Source organism: uncultured Ellagibacter sp. (assembly GCF_934636505.1).
Lineage (GTDB): Bacteria > Actinomycetota > Coriobacteriia > Coriobacteriales > Eggerthellaceae > Ellagibacter.
This window is the reverse complement of record NZ_CAKUAL010000012.1, coordinates 24268-43560: the sequence shown is the minus strand read 5'-3', so window position 1 is coordinate 43560 and position 19293 is coordinate 24268. Positions and strand designations below refer to the sequence as shown.

At 61.7% G+C, this 19293-nt stretch carries 14 protein-coding genes and 1 pseudogene; 3 read left to right on the top strand and 12 right to left on the bottom strand.

Features of this window, described 5'->3' with window-relative positions; all coding sequences use genetic code 11:
- The 4 genes and pseudogenes from Q0G18_RS02805 to Q0G18_RS02790 form a co-directional block, all read right to left on the bottom strand.
- Positions 1-193: pseudogene (locus Q0G18_RS02805) on the bottom strand (homoserine dehydrogenase); the annotation flags it as partial.
- Positions 194-202: 9 nt separating this feature from the next.
- Positions 203-1558, bottom strand: coding sequence for a diaminopimelate decarboxylase (gene lysA, locus Q0G18_RS02800; protein WP_297149310.1), 1356 nt, complete (start codon positions 1556-1558; stop codon positions 203-205).
- Positions 1559-1684: 126 nt separating this feature from the next.
- The gene (locus Q0G18_RS02795; RefSeq protein WP_297149309.1) at positions 1685-3121 is read right to left on the bottom strand and encodes a HAMP domain-containing sensor histidine kinase; all 1437 of its coding nucleotides are present in this window, start codon (positions 3119-3121) and stop codon (positions 1685-1687) included.
- On the bottom strand, positions 3118-3828 hold the full coding sequence (locus Q0G18_RS02790; protein ID WP_297149308.1) for a response regulator transcription factor: 711 nt from the start codon (positions 3826-3828) through the stop codon (positions 3118-3120). The genes Q0G18_RS02795 and Q0G18_RS02790 overlap by 4 nt, the downstream gene beginning before the upstream one ends.
- A gap of 184 nt (positions 3829-4012) precedes the next feature.
- Between Q0G18_RS02790 and Q0G18_RS02785 the strand changes: the two genes are divergently transcribed.
- The 3 genes from Q0G18_RS02785 to Q0G18_RS02775 all read left to right on the top strand — a co-directional run bounded on the left by Q0G18_RS02785 (position 4013) and on the right by Q0G18_RS02775 (position 7307).
- Positions 4013-6043 (top strand): SUMF1/EgtB/PvdO family nonheme iron enzyme, encoded by a 2031-nt coding sequence (locus Q0G18_RS02785; RefSeq protein WP_297149307.1) that lies wholly within the window; start codon positions 4013-4015, stop codon positions 6041-6043.
- A 127-nt stretch (positions 6044-6170) separates the two neighbouring features.
- Positions 6171-6566: a molybdenum cofactor biosynthesis protein MoaE gene (locus tag Q0G18_RS02780; protein ID WP_158049291.1), complete on the top strand. Its 396-nt coding sequence runs from the start codon at positions 6171-6173 to the stop codon at positions 6564-6566.
- A 117-nt stretch (positions 6567-6683) separates the two neighbouring features.
- Positions 6684-7307, top strand: a complete 624-nt coding sequence (locus Q0G18_RS02775) for a TetR/AcrR family transcriptional regulator (RefSeq protein ID WP_297149305.1) — start codon at positions 6684-6686, stop codon at positions 7305-7307.
- A 198-nt stretch (positions 7308-7505) separates the two neighbouring features.
- On the opposite strand, the gene Q0G18_RS02770 is transcribed toward Q0G18_RS02775, so the two are convergent.
- From Q0G18_RS02770 to leuB, 8 genes are all read right to left on the bottom strand, one after another.
- Complete coding sequence (locus Q0G18_RS02770) at positions 7506-8774, bottom strand: MFS transporter (protein WP_297149304.1); 1269 nt, start codon at positions 8772-8774, stop codon at positions 7506-7508.
- Positions 8775-9001: 227 nt separating this feature from the next.
- Positions 9002-9355, bottom strand: coding sequence for an oxidoreductase (locus tag Q0G18_RS02765; RefSeq protein WP_297149302.1), 354 nt, complete (start codon positions 9353-9355; stop codon positions 9002-9004).
- Positions 9356-9360: 5 nt separating this feature from the next.
- Positions 9361-11841, bottom strand: a complete 2481-nt coding sequence (locus tag Q0G18_RS02760) for a molybdopterin-dependent oxidoreductase (RefSeq protein ID WP_297149300.1) — start codon at positions 11839-11841, stop codon at positions 9361-9363.
- A 54-nt stretch (positions 11842-11895) separates the two neighbouring features.
- Positions 11896-13140 (bottom strand): MFS transporter, encoded by a 1245-nt coding sequence (locus tag Q0G18_RS02755; protein WP_297149298.1) that lies wholly within the window; start codon positions 13138-13140, stop codon positions 11896-11898.
- Between the two features lie 375 nt (positions 13141-13515).
- Complete coding sequence (locus Q0G18_RS02750; RefSeq protein WP_297149296.1) at positions 13516-16539, bottom strand: hypothetical protein; 3024 nt, start codon at positions 16537-16539, stop codon at positions 13516-13518.
- Between the two features lie 168 nt (positions 16540-16707).
- On the bottom strand, positions 16708-17091 hold the full coding sequence (locus Q0G18_RS02745; RefSeq protein WP_297149294.1) for a NifB/NifX family molybdenum-iron cluster-binding protein: 384 nt from the start codon (positions 17089-17091) through the stop codon (positions 16708-16710).
- A 574-nt stretch (positions 17092-17665) separates the two neighbouring features.
- Positions 17666-18037: a histidine triad nucleotide-binding protein gene (locus Q0G18_RS02740; RefSeq protein WP_276998092.1), complete on the bottom strand. Its 372-nt coding sequence runs from the start codon at positions 18035-18037 to the stop codon at positions 17666-17668.
- A 36-nt stretch (positions 18038-18073) separates the two neighbouring features.
- Positions 18074-19183: a 3-isopropylmalate dehydrogenase gene (gene leuB, locus Q0G18_RS02735; protein WP_297149292.1), complete on the bottom strand. Its 1110-nt coding sequence runs from the start codon at positions 19181-19183 to the stop codon at positions 18074-18076.
- Positions 19184-19293: the final 110 nt, after the last annotated feature.

Below are 19293 nucleotides of genomic sequence, written 5' to 3'. Positions count from 1 at the left end.
TGTCATGGTAGTCCAGCGTGAACAGGTCGCTCACACCATGGGCTTTGGCCTGCTCGGGGTCGCGCGAGCAGACGCGGGCAAGCTCCACATCGATGCCGTAATGGCGCTTGAAGTCCTCCTTGTGCTTCTGAAGGATGTCGATGCAACCGCCACCGACCGTGCCGGTGCCGACGAGTCCGAGCTTGATGGTCATAAGGTCCTCCTAGATGTCGCGGGCGTAGAGGTCGGCATAGGTCTCGCGGCGCGTGACGACGCGGGCGGCACCATCTTTCACGAACACCACCGCCGGCTTGGGCTGGCCATTGTAGTTGCTAGACATGGTAGAGCAGTACGCGCCCGTTGTGAACACGCACGCGATGTCGCCGATTTCCGGATGCTGGATGGGCATGTCGATGACGACCGCGTCGCCGCTTTCGCAGTGCTTGCCGCACAGCGTGACGATTTCGGTGCGCGGCTCGCCCGCCTTGTTGGCGATCACGGGCTCGTAGTCGGCGTGGTAGAGCGCCGTGCGGATGTTGTCGGACATGCCACCGTCGATGGCGACGTACTTGCGGATGCCGGGCAGGGTTTTAAGGATGCCCACGGTGTAGAGCGTGACGCCGGCGTTGGCGACAAGGCTGCGACCAGGCTCGACGAGAATGCGCGGCTCGGGCACGCCGTATTCGGCGCAGAAGTCCTTGACGGCACGCGTCGTGCATTCCGCGAAATCGTCGATCGAGGAGGGCTTGTCGGTCGCGAGGTAGGCCACGCCCAGACCGCCGCCCAGGTCGAGCTCGGGAATCTCGATGCCGTATTCCTTCTGGACGCGCGCGATGAACTCGATCATGACCTGCGCGGCCTCGCGGAACGAGTGGAGCGCGAAGATCTGCGAGCCGATATGGCAGTGGAAACCGACGAGCTTCACGTTGGGCGCCTCGATGGCGTCCTTCACGCACTTGAACGCGAAGTCGTCGAGCATGGTGAAGCCGAACTTAGAGTCCTCGCAGCCCGTGCGGATGTACTCGTGCGTGTCGGCCTCGACGCCGGGCGTGATGCGCATGTAGATGGCCTGCTCGACGCCAAGCTCGCCGGCGATTTCGGACACGCGGGCAAGCTCGATGCGGCTGTCGACCACGATGCGGCCCACACCTGCGGAGATGGCTTCGCGCAGCTCAGCGGGCGTCTTGTTGTTGCCGTGCACGAAGACGCGCTCCATCGGGAAGCCCGCCATCTGGGCGCAGGCGAGCTCGCCGCCGCCCGACACGTCGAGGCAAAGCCCCTCCTCATTCACAATGCGCACGACTTCCTTGTTGAGGAACGCCTTCGAAGCGTAGATGACGTCGGAGTTCTCGTAGCGCGAGCGAAACGCCTCGCGGTAGGTTTCCATGCGCCAACGAAGATCGGCCTCGTCGAACACGTAGAGCGCGGTGCCTTCCTCGCGCGCGAGCTTCACCATGTCAACACCGCCGATGAACAGGTGGTTATCGCGAACCTCGGCCGTGCGGGGAAGAACCTCGCCCAAATCCATGGTGGTGAGGTTGTCGGGCTGCTTGCTAGTATCGGATGCTGGGAGAGACATAGCTGTCCTTTCTGATGCTGTGGAATTTTCCCAGTCTATCATTTGGGCGATGAGCAAGTATTTCCCATTCGTAAAATGCACGCGTTTTATAGGGAAGGAGCCGAAGGCAGGCGGGATTCCCCCGCCCTACGCCCGGCGAAGCGACAATGTGAACGTCGCGCCTTGCGAGCTGCCGTTTTCGGCGGAAAGGGTCGCTCCCATTCGCTGAGCCGCCGATTGAGCGATGGAGAGGCCCAGGCCGAAATGCCCACCTTCGCCTTTGTAGCAACGCTCGAACACATGGGGCAGATCGGCCTTCCCTATCCCCGGTCCGTCGTCGGCGACCGTCACTTCCACCCGATCGCCCCGCTCGCGGATAGACACAATCGCCTTGCTTCGCGCATAGCGAATCGCGTTCGAGAGCAGGTTGCCCACAACCTTGTCGAAAAGATCGTCGGTCGCAAGCGCCGCCGCTTTACAGCCAGGCTCCCTCACCTCGATCGAGATGCCGCGCGAGGACGCGAGGCCCCGCACGCGATCAACGCAGCGATTGAGCGATTCAGCCACGTCAGTCGGGCACAACGCTGCGCAATCCACGTCGGCTTCCAGGCGCGACAGGCACAGCAAACCGTCGACCACCTCGGCAAGATGCGCGCTTTCGTCCATGATGACGCGTGCAGCATGTTGTGGCGGATCGAACACGCCCCGCTCGATTCCCTGGGCGTAACCGCCGATCGACATCAAGGGACTTCGCAGCTCATGGGAAACGTTTTCCAAAAAGCGCTTCTGGCTTTGCTCCGATTGCTCAAGCCGCCTCGACATGTCGTTCATGGAGCATCGCAGCTCTTCAAGCTCGCCAAGCCCGAACGTCGGCGCAATCTCGACGAAATCGCCCGCGCCGATACGCTCAGCGCCGCGGCAAAGACGCGCAAGAGGACGCGTGATGCTGCGCGCCGTCGCCACAAGCGCCACAAGCACGACCAGGGCAAAGACCGACGATACGCCCAGAACGAGAAGCGAGGAGGCCTCCACCCACTCGCCGATATGCGAGGTCGGGCAATAGACGATCACATGGGCCAGGTTGTGCGCGCCGGAAGGAGGGTCGTAGCTAGCAGCAAGATACGTTTCGCCATCGCTTGCCGAAAGCTCGATAGAATCGCTCTCGATCGCCCCATTCTCCTGGAAATACCGCGCGAAATCGGCGGCGAGGGGCGCAACATCCTCGCGAAGCTGCTCGTTGCGCGGGTACACCACCTTCATCGCATTCGACAATATCAAAAGACGCGCATTGCCGCCCAGCTGCGAGGCGGTAACCCCCGCCCCCTTCAAGAAGGCTTGCGTACTATCGCCCAACGCTTCCGCCGCACCGTCGGCGCCCTCCCCCGAAAGTCCGCTTTCAAGCAGGGGTTCTATCTGCTGCTGCAAAGCGGAAAGCTCCCGCTCGGCTTCCGAATACGCATAGCGCGTTGCGCTTACGTGGAAAACGAAGCACGATAGGGGAGGCAAAAGCAAAAGGGCCACGGCAGGGATGAGAAGCCGCACGAGAACACGCTGTTTCCCGCAACGCTCGGCAAAGCGGCTCATTCGCGTTCCTCTGCAGAGATGCGGAACCCGAAGCCCCAAACGGTCTCCACGTTCACGCCGCCGCCAGCGGCTCGGAGCTTACGGCGCAGGCGCTTCACCAGGTCGTCAGCTACGCGGGTGTCGGCCTGCCAATCGATGCCCCAGAGCGCTTTCAGCAATTCCTCCCTGCTCACCGCCCTGTCTTGACGCTCAACCAGGTATGTCAGGAAATCGAACTCCGTCGGCGTAAGCGAAATCGGATTGCCACCCAGAAGCGCGTCGCGTCGCCCGGGGAAAAGGTCGAGCGTGCCGAAGGAGAGCTTCCGCGGCGCAAGCTCGGCAACAGGCGGGGACCCGTGGTTGCGCGCACGCCGCAAAATCGCCTTGACGCGAGCGACGAGCTCAATCGGAAGGAACGGTTTCACCAGGTAATCGTCGCTGCCAAGCGTAAGCCCCGTCACACGATCGTAGGGGCTGTCCTTTGCCGACACGATGACGATAGGCAGATCAGCGTGGTCGCGGCGAAGCGTCGAGCACGCCGCAAGCCCATCGACCCCAGGCATCATGACGTCAAGTATAACCAGGTCGGGCATGCTTTTTCCGCAAGCCTCCATCAGGCTCGTCCCATTGTCGAAGGACTGCACCTCGAAGCCCTCCTGGGAAAGGAACGCCGCAATCAACTCGCGAATATTCTCGTCGTCGTCGGCAAGGTAAATACGTTCGGACACCGTTTCCTCGTTTCTCTTCACCGCAGATCATACCCATGTTCGCCTCACGCGGGAACCACCTTGCCGCGACTTTGCCGCACTTTGACCCTCGAAACGGAGAAACCGATGCCGCTACGCTCGAGCTTGCGCCGCTCGAGGAAACGAGCGGGTCGCCGCTTTCCACCACCGACGAACAGGAGCCCCCATGAAGCATCCGCGAGCACTTGCAGGCATTCTCCTCACACCGCTTTTGGCAGCCTCGCTGGTCCCCGTTGCCGCAACGCAAGCAATTGCCGAGAATTCGTTCACCCACAGCGATTTCATCGAGACGGAACAGCCCGAGCTCACGCAGGAAACCAAAGACCTGATCTCCGCCTATCAGAAATCCCCCACAGAAGAGAACTACCTGGCCCTGCGATCCATCGTGATCGACAACTACAACGCCGTGCTCGATCGCAAGGAGCAGAAACTCGCCTCGCTCAAGGTCGAGACCACGGGCAAGCCGGGTGGCGAGGAAACCGTCGCGGAGATGGAAGACATCGTGCAGGACATGTACGCAACCTACTGGAACCGCATCAACTCCAGCATGCTGCGCTTCACCGACACGCGCCTTTTGAAGTGGAAGACGTCGAACGCCTCCCAATACGAGTTCATCCCCGTCATGGGCGCGGGCGAGAGCATCTATGTGAGCCGTATGCCGGTGACCAACGCCCAATATGCCGCCTACCTCGAAGCGACGGGAGCGCAAGCGCCTGAGAACTGGGGGGACGGGTCGCACGAGGGCGACGCGGACTATCCGGTGAACTATGTTTCCTACGAAGATGCACAGGCTTACTGCGCTTGGCTCACCGAGCAGGACGGCGAAAACACCTACCGCCTTCCCAATGAGAGCGAATGGGAGCTTGCAGCGGGTCATATGCCCAAGGACGCCGACTTCAACTGCGGCATTGCAGACGGGCGCGTCTCTGTTTATGAGTACGACGGCGTCACGCGCGGTGCCCATGGAGCCATCGACTTTTGGGGCAACGTATGGGAATGGACCTCAACTGTTCGCGGAGGCGAGGGAGACGAGACCCTGCTCGGAGTGAAGGGCGGCGCATGGAACAGCGAGCGAACCGACTGCCGCACTGAGAACCGCAAGGAGGGGCGCTTCGCCTCCGAGGGATTCGCCGACGTTGGGTTCCGCGTCATCCAGGTGAAGGGCGGGCAAGAGCCCGATCAGAAGGTCGAGCTGGCAACCCTGTCCGCGCCCGAAGTGAGCGCAACGCCCGATTCGAACAGCATCGCGCTTTCTTGGCAGCCCGTCGAGGGAGCCAACAGCTATCAGCTCTTCGATTACTTCCCCGACACAGGCCTTATCCAGATGATGGGCACGACAGACGGCACCTCCGCCACTTTCGACGGGCTTGAGGAGGGCAGTACGCACAGCTACATCGTGCAACCTATCTCTTACGTTGAGATTGCGGACAACGTTTCTGCAGAATACGCGGTGACCGCAACCTGCGTCACGCAAGGGGCAGAAGCGCTTCCTGGCGAAGGCGGGGGCGAAGGCGCGGGTGCGGGCTCGGGCTCGGGCGCCGAACAGCAGGCCGCCGCGCTTTCCCTTGTGACCGCGGGCAACCTCAACTGCTGGCTGTACACCCCCGAAAACGCAACGGAGAACATGCCGCTTATCGTGTACCTCCACGGCATCACGGGCAAGGGAGACGACCCCAACGCGATGCTCTTGTCGGACGACTTCGCCCGATGGCTCTCCGACGGCACGCTCGGGAACATTCCCGCCTACGTGCTCATGCCCCAAGCGCCCTCAAGCGCAAAGGATTGGATCGCCCTTAGCAGCAACGTCATCTCCGCAACCGAAGAGGTGAAGGCGAAGTTCAACATCGATCCGACCAACGTGAGCCTCACCGGATTCAGCATGGGCGGCACCGGAACATGGAGCATCGCCGCTTCCAACCCCGACGAGTTCGCACGCATTGCACCGTGCAGTGGAGGCGTGCGAAGCAAAAAGGCTATGATTTCGGCGCTTTCCAATGTAGCGACCTGGGCATTCATCGGCACGGAAGACAAGGTGGTAAAACCCCAGTCGTCCATCGACCTTGTTAGCAAACTTGCGGATTCGGGCTCTGCGGCGCGCATCACGACCTTCGAAGGAGCGAGCCACACCGACGTCCCCGCGCTTGCCTACCTTGACGGCGAAATCAACCTAGTCAGCTGGCTCATTAGCGGTGAATAGCAAACCTGCGGATTCGCGGGAAGTGGAGTGTGCCCCTCACGCGGGAAGGCCCACTTCGAGTACAATGGGTCTCCAGATGAGCGCCTGGGAAAGGGCGCCCGAACACTCAACGTTTTGGAGGCAACTTATGTCCAAACCTGAACCGTCGATCGACCAGTGGCTCAAGGAAGCCAAGGCCGACCCGAAAGCCGCGCAGTGCGGCATGTTCCTCACCCACAACGGCATCGTGCGCATCACCCCCAAAAAGCAGGTGCGCGAAGGCGTTCAAGGCCTCGGAGAAGTCGCGAAGGTGCAATTCTCCTACGACGCCGAGGGCGTTGCCGCAGCCGAGAAGGAGGCGCTCACCTGGCCGGGTGTGTACTACGTGCGCACCTGGATGAACGAGGGCGAGCTTGGCGTGGGCGACTCCATCATGTACGTGCTCATCGGCGCCGACATCCGCCCGAACTGCGTCGATGCGCTGCAGAAGCTCGTCGGCAAGATCAAAAACGAGCTCGTCGTGGAAAAGGAAATCTACGCGTAGAGCTTTCGCGCGAACGCAGTGGCGCCCCGCGGAGCAAGCCGACCCCGGGGCGCCACTAATGCAACGAGGCGAGCGGGGGCGCACCTTGTTGCATTTTCAGAGGGGAGATGCGAGCTTTTGGACAACTCGCTTATCAGCAATTATCAGACGAAGCTGCTCATCCTGGACGCAGCCGACAAGCTTGTCGAGGAAACGCCGTTCGACAAGCTCTCGGTCACACAGATTTGCGAGGAAGCAGGGGTATCCCGCGCGACGTTCTACCGATGCTTCAAAGACAAGTTCGCCATCGCCCAATGGCATGTAGAGCTCGCCTGGGCGCAAGGGGCAAACGAAATCGGCCGCACGCTTTCTTGGAAAGAGGGGTACTACATCACGGAGGCGAACATCGCAAGCCGCAACCTCTTCTATGCAGGCGTCGCGAAATCGAACGACTACAATGCCATCGACAACTTCGCCCCACGCCTGCGTCGCAAGACGATCACCGAAACGCTCACGCAGATGTACAAAATTCCCATGACGGAGCACCTGAAGTTCCAGATCGACGCCACCGTCGAGCTCGAAGTCCATCTTCTCCCGAAATGGCATTACGGTTTCTACGACGTATCCCTCGACGAGATGTGCGAATGGGTCGCCAATTCGGTTCCGCGCGAGCTGTTCGACCTTTTGAACACGCCGCTCCATCCGCGCTCATCGCGTCCGCCCCGACCCATCGTGGAGCCTAAGCCGCATCGCATCATCTAGCGCTCCCCGCCGCCCGCATTCCGTTGGAACGATCCCGGGGTTTTCGGCAGCGGCTTGCCGCAGTTCGCGCACACTTTCGCGTCAACCTCGTTTTGCGTGCGGCAGAAAATGCACCACCCGACGGGCTTCACCTTTGCGTCGGACGAAGGCGGCCCGCACTTCCCGCAATGTATGCACGCAAAGCAGCGCGGCATGAGGCTATCGATTCCCGTTCGTGCCATCCGCGTCAGAGGGCGCACCCTCATCAAGCGCGCCATCTGCAGGTTTCGCCACGAGCGCACTCATGGGGTGCAAAAGTCCGATGACCGCGCACACGGCGCAAATCGCGATCAGGACGGGGAACACAGCGTCGTTGCCGGCGGAAGGATTTGCCGCAACCGTTGCTGCGAACAGGTATGGCGCGATGAAGGGACCTAAGTTCATCATGGAGGTCATGATGCCGGAGACGAACGGCACACGGCTTTTCGGGGCAATGTTACCCGTCGCGTTCTGCGCCGCCGTGAAGAACATCGAACCGCCGAACCCCAGGACGAACACGCCGATCGCGTAGATGATCGTGTTGTCAGCAAACATGCAGGGCACAACACCGATCGCCGCAAGCGCAGCACCGATGCCGAACAGACGGGCTTTGAACACGCGCACAAGCATCGGGAAGGCAAGCCCGCACAAGATGGTGCCGATACCGCAGCAGTTGATGACGAGTGCCGCCTGACCGGAGCTTGCAAGCCCACGAACGTCGAGGATGGTCGACGTGATGATCTGCACGGTCACGACGCAGGTCCACGTCGCCAGCGCAAAGAGCGCATATCCCCAGATAGCGTGAGGAATCTTCTCCTTTGCCGTCGACACGCGCTCCGCGCGCTCGCGTTCGCGGCCCTCGGCCACAACGCCCTTCGCCTCGGGCATCCATACAAGCGCGACGACCATGGGAACAAAACCGATGAGATACGCGAGGAAGGAATAATTCCAGCCGATTTCGGTGAGATACCCCGCAACCGTCGTGTAAATCAGGTTGAACAGGAACTGGATCGTGATGCCGAGCCCCAGAAGGCGCGAACGTTTCTCGCCTTCGAACAGGGCGATGATGGTCGCATTTCCCACAGGGAACATCACGCCCAAGCCGATGCCCACGATAACACGCGAAACGATGACGAGCGTGTAGTCGGTGATGTCCGGCATGAGGAACGGGAAAGCGCCGCCGAGTGACATCACCAAGATGCCGAGGATAGCCATCGGCTTGAAGCCAACCTTGTGTAGAATCGCCCCTGAAAGCACGCTCACCGGCACCGACACGATGCCCGTGATGCTGTTCGCGAACATGATAGTCGTGATGTCCGTCCCCACGAAATGGTGCGAGAACGCGGCAATCGAAGGCGTCAGGATGGCAAACTCGCTCATCGTGCAGAAGAGCGCCAAAATACCGATTACATTAAGGGTCGAAAGGCCCTGCCCCTCTTTGCTTTTCATGCCTACTACCCCTCTTCTTAGGCTTTTCATTATGCGCGAAATCCCCCGATAACGCATCGGATGGGGCAATCGAACGCTCGTTGCCCCACCCGATGCGTACCGCGCAAGCGCACATGCGCTCAGGCGGTACGCGGGGAGGGAAATCCCCCGAGCCGAACACAGGGGGAGGTTGGACCGGCTCGGGGTTTACTCATGCGAGGTGGAGAATCTCGCAGAGCGTCGGATTGCTATTCGGTCGGCACCCAGAGAACCTGCTTGGGCTTTTTGGTGAGCTCGGCGGCCATCTCCTCGATGGTGCCGAACTTCATGCACGCGCCAAGGCAGTTGTGCACGCACACCGGCTCGCGATTGTCGGCCAAGCGCTCGGCGCACAGGTCGCACAGATCCGTCGGGACCGGAATCTTGTTCCAGTTGAAGTTCGCGCCCTGGTCGGAGGAATCGTCCTTTTGCCAAGGGCCCTCGTCGAGCACGCAGATGCCCCATTTGCCCACTGGGAAGTTGTGCTCTTCCTTGCAAGCAACCTCGCAGGACTGGCAGCCCGTGCAGTATTCATAGTCGATAAGCAGACCGTATTGAGTCATCTTCGTTACACCAGCTTTCCAAACTTCTCGCCGAACGCCTTCATATCGACGTCGTAGCTTTCCTTCAGGGGCGTGACGTTGCAGCACGCGCTCTTGTACGGTGCGCCCAGGCCGAGCGCGTTGTTGTGATGGAGCGGGATGAGGTCGTTGCAGTTGGACTGCCACACGCCGAACAGCGAGGGCTCCGATCCGTCCTGCTCAGGGAACCACCAACCGTGATCGGCTTCCACGTGGCCTTCCTTGATGGTCGGCAGGATGCGGGCCTTGTACTTCGCCTTGCCGAACATGTTGGAAATCTCGCACCACTGACCGTCGGCGAGGCCGATCTTCTCGGCGTCCTTCGGGTTGATCTCGAGCATCGGGTTCGGATCGATCTCGCGAAGAACGGCAATCTGGCGATGCTCGGAGTGGAAGGAGCTGTAGCGACGATGGCCCGTGGAGAGGATGAAGGGGTACTTCTTCATGATCTCCTCGTGCGAGAGGTCGCGCTCATGCCACTTGGCGTCGAGCTCCTCGGGCACATAGGGGTTCGCCAGCAGATTCAGGTCCTCGGGCTTCTTGTCCGGGATGCGCGGCGAAAGGTCGGGCTCGTAGTAGTACGGCAGCGGATCCATACCGTTGTCGTTGAACTGCGAGGACCACAGCTCCACGCGACCGGTCGGGGTGAGGAAGCCGGGCTGTCCGTCGGGGCGGAGCTTGCCGGTCTCGTACTTCTTGTAGTACACCTTGCGCTTGAACTTCACAAGGCCCTTGACCTCGTCGAAGGTGTGGCGTCCCTCGAGGCGGTTCTTGTTCAGGTAGTCATGGTACTCGGCGTACTTCTCGTGCGCGAAGCAGGCCTTCGGGTCGTCCGGGAACATCTTGGCCATGCGCTCGGCGAGCAGGCAGTAGATCTCGAGGTCGGACTTCGCCTCGCCCACCGTGATCGCCTTGTTGCCGCAGCCGGTGGTGATGGAAGCCGCACCGTAATGGGTACGGTTCACGCCGTCATGCTCGACCACGGTCGACAGCGGCAGAAACACGTCGCACACCGCCTGAATGGTCGGGGTGATGAAGCAGTCGGTGCCGAAGGCGAACTCGATGGAGCGCTGGAAGGCCTTGTGCCAACGCGTCGGCTCGGCGGAGTTCGTCGGCGCGAGCAGGTTGGTGTTGGCGATCCATGCCATCTTCACCGGGTAGGGCTCGTCGGTTTCCAAGGTGTCGAGGATGCAGTCCGCCTGGCAACCGGTAATCTGGTTGCAGTAGAGCGGGTACTTGTCCATGCCGATGCACTCGGCGCGTTCCTCGTCGGTCATCTGGTACCAGCCCTCGGTAATGAACGAGCGAGTGTCGGTGTTGTGGGCAGACTGACCGGCAGCAGCGTCGCCGGTAAGGTCCTCAGGCATCGACAGGTCAGCGACGATGTTACCACCGGGAACGTCGAGGTTGCCGGTCATGCAAATCATGGCAAGCACGCACTGGCCAGCCTGCATGCCATTGGTGTTCTGGTCGAACGCGAGGCCCCAAGCGATAGACGCGGGCTTCGCAGCAGCGTACATGCGGGCCACGCGGTAGATGTCGTCGACGGGCACCTCGCAGATCTCGGCCGCCTTCTCCGGCGTCATGTAGGCAACGCGCTCGGCAAACTCGTCGAAGCCATAGCACCAGCGCTCGATGAAGTCGTGGTCGTAGAGGTCTTCCTTGATGAGGATGTTGCACATCGCCATCGCGAGCGCCGCGTCGGTGCCGTTGCGCAGGCGCAGCTGCACGACGGAGCGGGTAGCGAGCCAGTTCACGCGCGGGTCGATGGTCACGAGCTTCGCGCCGCGCTTCATAAGGTCGATCACCGCGTGGCCGAAGAAGCCGTCGGGGTTGGACGCAAGCGGCATCTTGCCCCAGAGAACCATGAGCTCGGGCACCTGATACTCGGGGTCGTCGTAGCCGCCTTCGAGGCCGCCGGCGTAGTCGAGCTCGGGGTAGAGCGCGCCCAAAACCATCTGGGAGGACATCATGCGCGGCTGGTAGCAGGCGTAGCCGGACTGCGTGTAAGCCAGGTTGGGCGTACGGAAGATGGAGAGCTGGAAGTCCTGGGAGAGCATGCCGTCGCGACCGGTGCCCACGAAGATCGCCATGGTCTTGCGACCGTACTTCTCGGTGAGCTCCTTCCAGTTGTCCATGATGAGGTCGAGAGCCTCATCCCAGCTGCAGCGCTCCCACGCGTCGGCATTGCCGCGCTCGGACTTGTCGCGCTTCATCGGGTAGATGACGCGGCTCGGGTTGTACACGTAGTCCTTGAGCGCCAGGCATCTCGGGCAGAGGCGACCGTGGGTGATAGGGTCGTTCTCGTCGCCCTCGATGTGGTCCATGCGGCCGTCCTTGTCGACGTAAATCTTAATGCCGCATCCAACGGGATGGCATCCCGGAGGGCTCCACACCGAAGAACGGTAAACCGTGAAGTCGCCATCCTGGAACTTCCAGGGCTTACCCAGGTCGTTCTTGAATTCCATGATCTAACTCCTCTCGTCTTTTGCGTTAAATCACTCGAATGGTTTTCGTTATCTTTACGCCTGCTTCTTGTCGCGCGCCTTAAGCACGAGCAGAAGGGCCAAAGAACCAAGGAAGAGAACGATGCCGACAGCCGCGAGCAGGCCCGTGCATGCGCCCCAGCCAGCCGTCGCAACAACGGCGCCGACCGCGGCGAACAGGATGCCGCCAACGCACTGACCGCAGCTCATCAGCGTGGAAGACACGCTCGCAAGCTCAGGGCGCGGGGCGATTTCCGCGACCATCGTGAAGAAGATGGCCGGCACGACGCCGTTCGACAGGCCGAACACGATAAGCCACGGAGTGAGCATCGCGCCATTGACCGTGTAGGCCAGCGCGAAGCAGATACCGAGCACCGCCGAGCTCACGACCAGAATAGCCAGGCGGCCGGAATTGCTCTTCACCGCGTTCATGACGAAGCCAATTGCGATACCGCCGATAACGACGGCGATGTTCGCGACGTTGAGCATGCCGTTCGCGGCGGCTTGGTCCATACCCATGGTCTGAACCATGTAGAGCGTCTCGAAGTTCATGACGCACGCAGTGCCCAGGGCGAACGCGGCAAACGCGATCATGGCAACCCAGCAGGACAGGCTCTTGAAGCCCTCGGAGACCTTCGGCTTCGGGGCGCTGGGGTCAGTCTCGTCTTCCAAGTAGGAATGCTGCGGATTGCGGACGGCAACGATCCAGATGACGGTGATGATTGCCATGAGCACGACGACGAACCAGAACACGTTGTGGTAGCTCGACGGGTCGGCCGTGTTGAAGAAGAATCCCGACGTGCCCATGATGAACATGGAACCGAGCGGAACCCACACGGAGAAGATGCCCATCGGCACACCGCGCTTCGACGGCGGGAACCATTCGGACACGAGCACGGGAACCACGGTGCCGATGCAGGCGTAGCCCACGCCCTCGATAAGGCGACCGACGACCAAAAGCTCATAGGACTGCGCAAAAGCGCTGATGATTGCACCGACAAGCGCGCATCCCAAAACCATAAGCGTCGATTTCTTCGAACCGAACTTCATGATGATGGTTGCGGCCACGAACGCCAGGACGAACCCGACGTAGCCGTTCAACGACATCAATGTGCTGAGCGCACCGGTGTCGATGCCCAGCGCCGGCAGCACGAGTGACGCCGTTGCGGGAAGTTTGTTGTTGTTGACCGAGATCAAGATGGACGCGACGATCGCGATGATCGCGACAACCCAGGCGCGGCCTGTTTGATTGATCTCGGACTTGCGAGCCTCTTCGCTCATTTTTCAACCCCTCTTTTCCTCTCGTGAGCGGACTTTCGTCTTGACCGCTCCGTTTACCCCTTTTGCTTGCAAGCCGTGGCGAACGCCTTGTTGATTGGCTTGCGGCAGTGCGCTTCGGCCTGCTTCGCCGACCGAACGACACGTACTTTAGCTACCGCTCGCCGGTAAAAAAAGACCGTTTGAGACAGGTATGCCGCCGTGTCTTTCCCGTGAGACAGATGCAGGGAGATGTCGCATCTTTTGAAGAAGATTGCGGAGAAAAAGAGAAGCCGTGCGACCTTGCATCACGGTCGCACGGCTTCGTTTCGCTGGAGGAAATATGCGGGGAAAGGGCTAGAGGCGCGCTGTTTTCCCTGGCCAGAGCCTTGCTTCAGGCTAGTCGAGCGCTTGCGGGGGCAGGGGCGCGTTGAGGCTCTTGTGCACGTTCACGAGCGCGTCGTCGGGGCGGTAGAACAGCCGCAGCGCCAAGAGCGGCTGGCCGACCTGGAAGATGTTGTCGTCAATCGCCGTGCGCATGGCGTCGTCGAGCGCATCGAGCAGCGAGTCGAGCGGCGCGATGGGCACGCCATCGCCTGCCAGGATCGCGTCGACTTCCTCGCGATCGATAGGGCCCTGCCCGGTCTCCGCCATCAGCCGATGCATCTCGATGGTGCATTGGGCCAGGTAGATCGGGGCAGTCATCATCGACTTCATATAACACGCCACACCGAGCGCCGTTTTCCCCGCCTTCCATTCCACATACGCGAGCTGGTAGTACGCAAGCGCGATCTCGTCGGGCTGCGTCGCGATTTCCAGGCAGCGCCTGAGCGTGCGCGAAGACGTGGACACGTCGCCCATGAGCATGTACGCGCGTGCCGTCTGGCGATACGCGGGCGTGTAGGTGGGCGCGACCTGTATGCAGCGCAGGCCGAACTGCACGGCCTCTTCCGCGTGGCTGAACGACTCCTCGAGAAGGCGCACCGACTCCAAGTAGCACATGGCCAAAGACGACGGCAACAGCTCGACGCGTTTCCCCTCATCAGGATGGGGGAAGGCAAGTCCGCTGCGCCAGGGTGCGCTCCCCTGCCGCTCGCGGTTGTAGATGATGCGCGACGCATACGTGTCGAACATGCGATGGACGGCCTCGGAGTTGTCCGCAAAGCGCTTGGACTCCTCGGCCTGACGGATCGCCTCGCGCAGGATCGACGCCGCCCGATGCGGGTCGGCCTGCGCGACGGCGCGCGCCTGCCCGAGCGCATTCAGGTAAGGGTCCTCCCCCATGAAGCAGCTGACCAGCGCGTTCTGGTCGTGCGCATCAACGTTGCCTTCCAGAAGGTCGGTCATAAGGCGCGTGCACGCCGCGAAAATACGCGGGTCGTCGGCTGCGTTCTGCTCCATCTGCGCCAAACGGATGGCCTCGGTGGTGCTCGTCGCGCGTGCGACCGCATCGGCGAGTCGCTCGCCCGCATGGCGCAGCTGGGCATCGGAGTGAATCCTTAGGTCTCGAAGCGATTCGGCGCCGAAGGCCTTCGCCTCGCGCGGACCGAAGGCGAGCGAGCCCACCTCGGGCAGCTCGCCGCGAATGCGCTTCGCTTCGGCATCGACGGCATCATCGAGCGAGAAATCGATCGCGTCGGCGCCGAAGCGCGCGCCGCATTCCGCGAACAGCTCCGCGGGATCGCCTTTAAGCGCCTCTTGGAAACGGGCTCCCTCGCAGATGCTTCTCGTGAATTTCACCTGGTAGAGAGGGTGCGCATCGCGGCTGCCGGCATCGGCGCTTCCGCTGCCGTCATCGCCGGACTCGACAATGACGCTGCCGTCTTCGAGCTCGACAATGACGCTGCCGCCGTCGAACTCATCGCCTTCGGCGTCAAACCTGCCGTCAAGCTCGCCACCTTCGCCGCCGAAACCAGCGCCGAGCGCATCACCTTCGCCGCCGAAGCCGGCGCCTTCGCCATTGCTTGTATCTGAGGTCTCGCCACCTTCGGGTTCGACCTCACCGGCTGCCTCCAGCTCCCGCGCGCAGACGGCCACCTCGTCGATTGCGCATCCCGCATGGAATGCGGCCGCAGCGAGCATCATGCCCACGTGCTCGGCGTAGCGCAGCGCCATCCGCCCTCTCTCGACGTCGGATTGATCGACCCAGGAACCCGCCTGGGAGGAATAAACCCGCTGCGGCATGAGCTGCGCAGGCGGAACGACCACCTCGAACGCGACCTTTCCGCAGCGCAGCACGTCGACGCGGTACTCGACCATGAAGCGAACAGGCAGCTGGAAGCGCTCAATCGATTCCCCAATCGAGCGGCGGACGTCCCATTCCCCCGCCCTGTTCGGCGCCGCAGCGTTCTCGTCTGCGGGATGCGCGGCGCAGGGAGCCTGCACAGCGACCGCCTCGAACAGCTGCATATCGATGGCGCCGCACGCATCGATTTCGGAAACATCCTGGTCAGATGCATCGCAGCACCCCGCGTCCGCGCCTTCCTCGAGCTTTCGTGCAATGAGCACGAAGCGGTTGATCGCCGACTCGATAGCCCAAATCGTCGCCTCGGGAATGCCGTCGCCGCCTTCCCCGCGACCGAGGAAATACGTGTCCGAATAGCGCCGCGTCCGAACGAATCGCAGCGACGGGGCGTTCAACCCGTCGCTCTGGGCACCCGCCAGCACGCCCATCGCGTTCGCGTCGTAAAGCCAGCTCGCAAGCAGAAGAGCGAGCGACGGAGGCTGCATCGCGGGATCGAGGGCCGCAGAGCGGATGTCGTGCAGGGCGCCGAGCAGGTCCTCGAAGGGCGTTTCGGAGTCGAGGCTCTCCATAATCTCGCCGAGACCGCGCGCCGGGACCCGCGCACCGCCGAGCAGCGGGCGGAAGGTGAACGCGAAAAAGCAGCGGGCGAGCGCCTCGTGATACGTGAGGTTGTCCGAGTGGGAGCCGAAATCGCACCAGGAATCGAAAAGCGAGTAGCGGCCGTTTTTCAGGGAGAAGCAGGCGACTTGACGAACCCCGCGCTTGTCGCGCAGCTGAACGGTGCCGCGAATCTCCTGATCGCGCTTGAATTTCGAGTTCGGCATGACAAGCGTGCCGAAATCAGAGGGGGACTTCCCGTCCCACGGTCGCGAGAACAGGATGTCGGGATCGCGCGCCGGGGGCGCGAAAAGCGGGCGGTCGGTTACAAACGCGCGACCGTAGCAATCGACGTAACCCCAGATGCGAAACTTGTTTTCCGCGATGAACTCAACCAGGTAGGTGTCACCCGAGGAGGGAGTGATTCTCGAGTCGCGAATCCAACCGAACGACGATGTCGGTGCAGGTCCGCCGGGCAGGGGCATCACCGCATCGGGCAGCACCTGAGGTCGCGCCCCGAAAAGACCGACCCTGCCGTCGATGCGATACACGCCGTCCTTATCCGTCTCGCAATGCGCCATCAAACTTCCTTTCCTCTTGGGAAAAGGATAGCACTGCACAGCGCAGATGCCCCGTTTAACGAAGCGCAATGTCGATACGGGCGACACGGTGCACGGCAAAAGCCCAATTCCGGCACAAAAAAGCGCGGCAGCCCGATCGAGCTGCCGCGCAGAGTGAACCTGGGTGCCTTAGTGGTGATGGTTGCACGCCTGGTCGGCGGACATGATAGGCGCCTCGCCAGCCGCAACGGCCCGAACGGCGTCGCCCACGATGGGATGCTCGGCGTCGTAGTACACGGTGATGCCCGCCTGGTTGAAGCCCATGAGCGGACGCATTCCCATACCGGCAGCAACGATCGCGTTGCAACCGGCGTCGGCGAGCAAGCCCACCGGACGCAGGCAACCGCCCTCTTCGTGCGGCGGGTTCGCGATCATCGTCGCCTCTTCGGAGACCACGCCGTCGACGATTTCGACCACAGTGAAGCAGTCGCAGTGGCCGAAATGGCCGGAGCGCTCAGCGTTAAGGCTAGCCGCGCCCATCGTCGGCACAGCGAGTTTGATTGAGGTAGTCATCTTGCCTTCTTTCTTCGGGACCTCCGTCCCGCTTCCCCGCATGCCGCGCAATCGACGCAACCCTGTCGCGGTCATGCATCCAACTCATCTCGTTGAGTTCAAAATACTCCAGATATCGAGTATTTTGCCGCGACGACCGCGTTCTAGGACGAATGGAGCGAATTTGTCTCTAAATGACACTTAATCACTATCATATCGATCGAGATATAGAAGTCGGGAAGAGACCGCGCAAGCTGGTCAAGTCGGCGCACTCGGGAGCCAGCCGCACACGTTGGTCGAGTCGGAACGCTCGAGAAGGAAGCCCGGTTAGTCCAAGGACGAGAACCACAAAACGCAGGGGAAGATTCCGCTCCTCGCAAAGAGAGGCTTACACCGTCCTCAAAACAGGCGAGCCCCTCCGCGCAGTTCAGGCTGCGATTCGAAGGGGCTTGAAAAGATCATGCCGCCGGCGGGTTGCCAGCTTGTTCGTTTGCGAAGAGGCATGCGCGCCCCGCGAGCTGCCTCGCCGAAAGCAACCCGGCAAAGGCCGAGCAACCAAGCGCAGCGTCACGCCGAGCACGCTAGACGTCGGGGCTTACTCCTCGCCCTGCGCGCGCTGGGAGTTCTCGAACGTGAAGCGTCCCATTTTCACCCCACCCAGAATGTGGATGTGGAAATGCTTCACCGTGGTCGCGGAATCGGGGCCGGTGTTCACCACCGTGCGGAAGCCGGACTCGCGCACACCCTTGATCTCGGCGACCTTCGGGACGACAGACATCATGTGGCCGAAAACTTCCTCGGGCACGCCGTCGCACATGTCATCGTAGTGCTTCTTCGGCACGAGCAGCGTGTGCACGGGCGCCTCGGGCTCGATGTCGTCGAACGCGAAGCAGATGTCATCCTCGTAGACCTTGTTCGTGGGGATTTCCCCAGAGATGAGTTTGCAGAACAAGCAATCGTCAGCCATGTTGGCTCCTTTCGATAGCATCACGTCAGGACTAGTTTACAGGTACTTCACGACCAAATCGCCCATGCCGGCGCAGTTGACCACCTTGTCGGCAGGAGTGGTGGCATCCTTCAGGTCGCCCGTGCGCCACCCGTCGTTGAGCAGGTTGGTCACCGCGCGGCGGATGTCGTCGGCGGCATCATTCATGTCGAAGCTGTAGCGCAGCATCATCTCGACGGAGAGAATCTGCGCGAGCGGGTTCGCGATGCCCTTGCCCGCGATGTCGGGCGCGCTTCCGTGGGAAGGCTCGTAGAGCGCGGTGCCGTCGCCCAAGCTGGCGGAGGCGAGCATGCCAAGCGAGCCCGTGATCTGGGCCGCCTCGTCGGAGAGGATGTCGCCGAACATGTTCTCGGTCACCACAACGTCGAAGTCGGCAGGACGGTTGATCAGCTGCATCGCCGTGTTATCCACGAGCAGGTCCTCGATTTCGACATCGGGATACTCGGCCTCGCCGATGCGATGCACGATTTCGCGCCACATGCGGGAAGTCTCGAGCACGTTGGCCTTGTCGACGCTCGTCACCTTCTTGCGGCGCTTGCGCGCAGCCTCGAACGCCTGACGGGCAATACGCTCGATCTCGTACTCGCGGTACTCGAGCGTGTCGTAAGCGCGCTGCCCCTTGGCGCCGTTTACGCCAGCACCCTCCTCATCGTAGAAGCGCTCGCGCTTGCCGAAGTACAAACCGCCCGTCAGCTCGCGCACGATCATAAGGTCGACACCCGCGATGACCTCGGGCTTCAGCGTGGAAGCGCCGGCGAGCGCGTCGAAGATCTGCACGGGGCGCAGGTTGGTGTAGAGGCCTAGGCCCTTGCGGATGCCGAGCAAGCCCTGCTCAGGACGCGGGGCGTTCGGGTCGGTCGTGTCCCACTTCGGCCCGCCCACAGCGGCAAGCAGCACAGCGTCGGCGGCCTTCGCGGCGTCGAGCGTCGCTTGGGGAAGCGGCTCGCCCGTAGCATCGATGGCAGCGCCGCCGATAAGCGATTCCGCGCACGCGAATTCCGTGTCGTACTTCGCGCCGACGGCGTTTAGGACCTTCACCCCTTCCGCGATGATCTCGGGGCCGATGCCGTCGCCCGGCAAAAGGCAGATGTTGTACTTCGTAGTCATAGTTGCATGCCTCTTTCGATAAGCGGTTTCTCGCACCCGCCTATAGTAGCGCAGCGCGATAACAAGGAAGGGGCTCGCTCGGATTTCCCGCGCAAACTCGCAAAACGGAA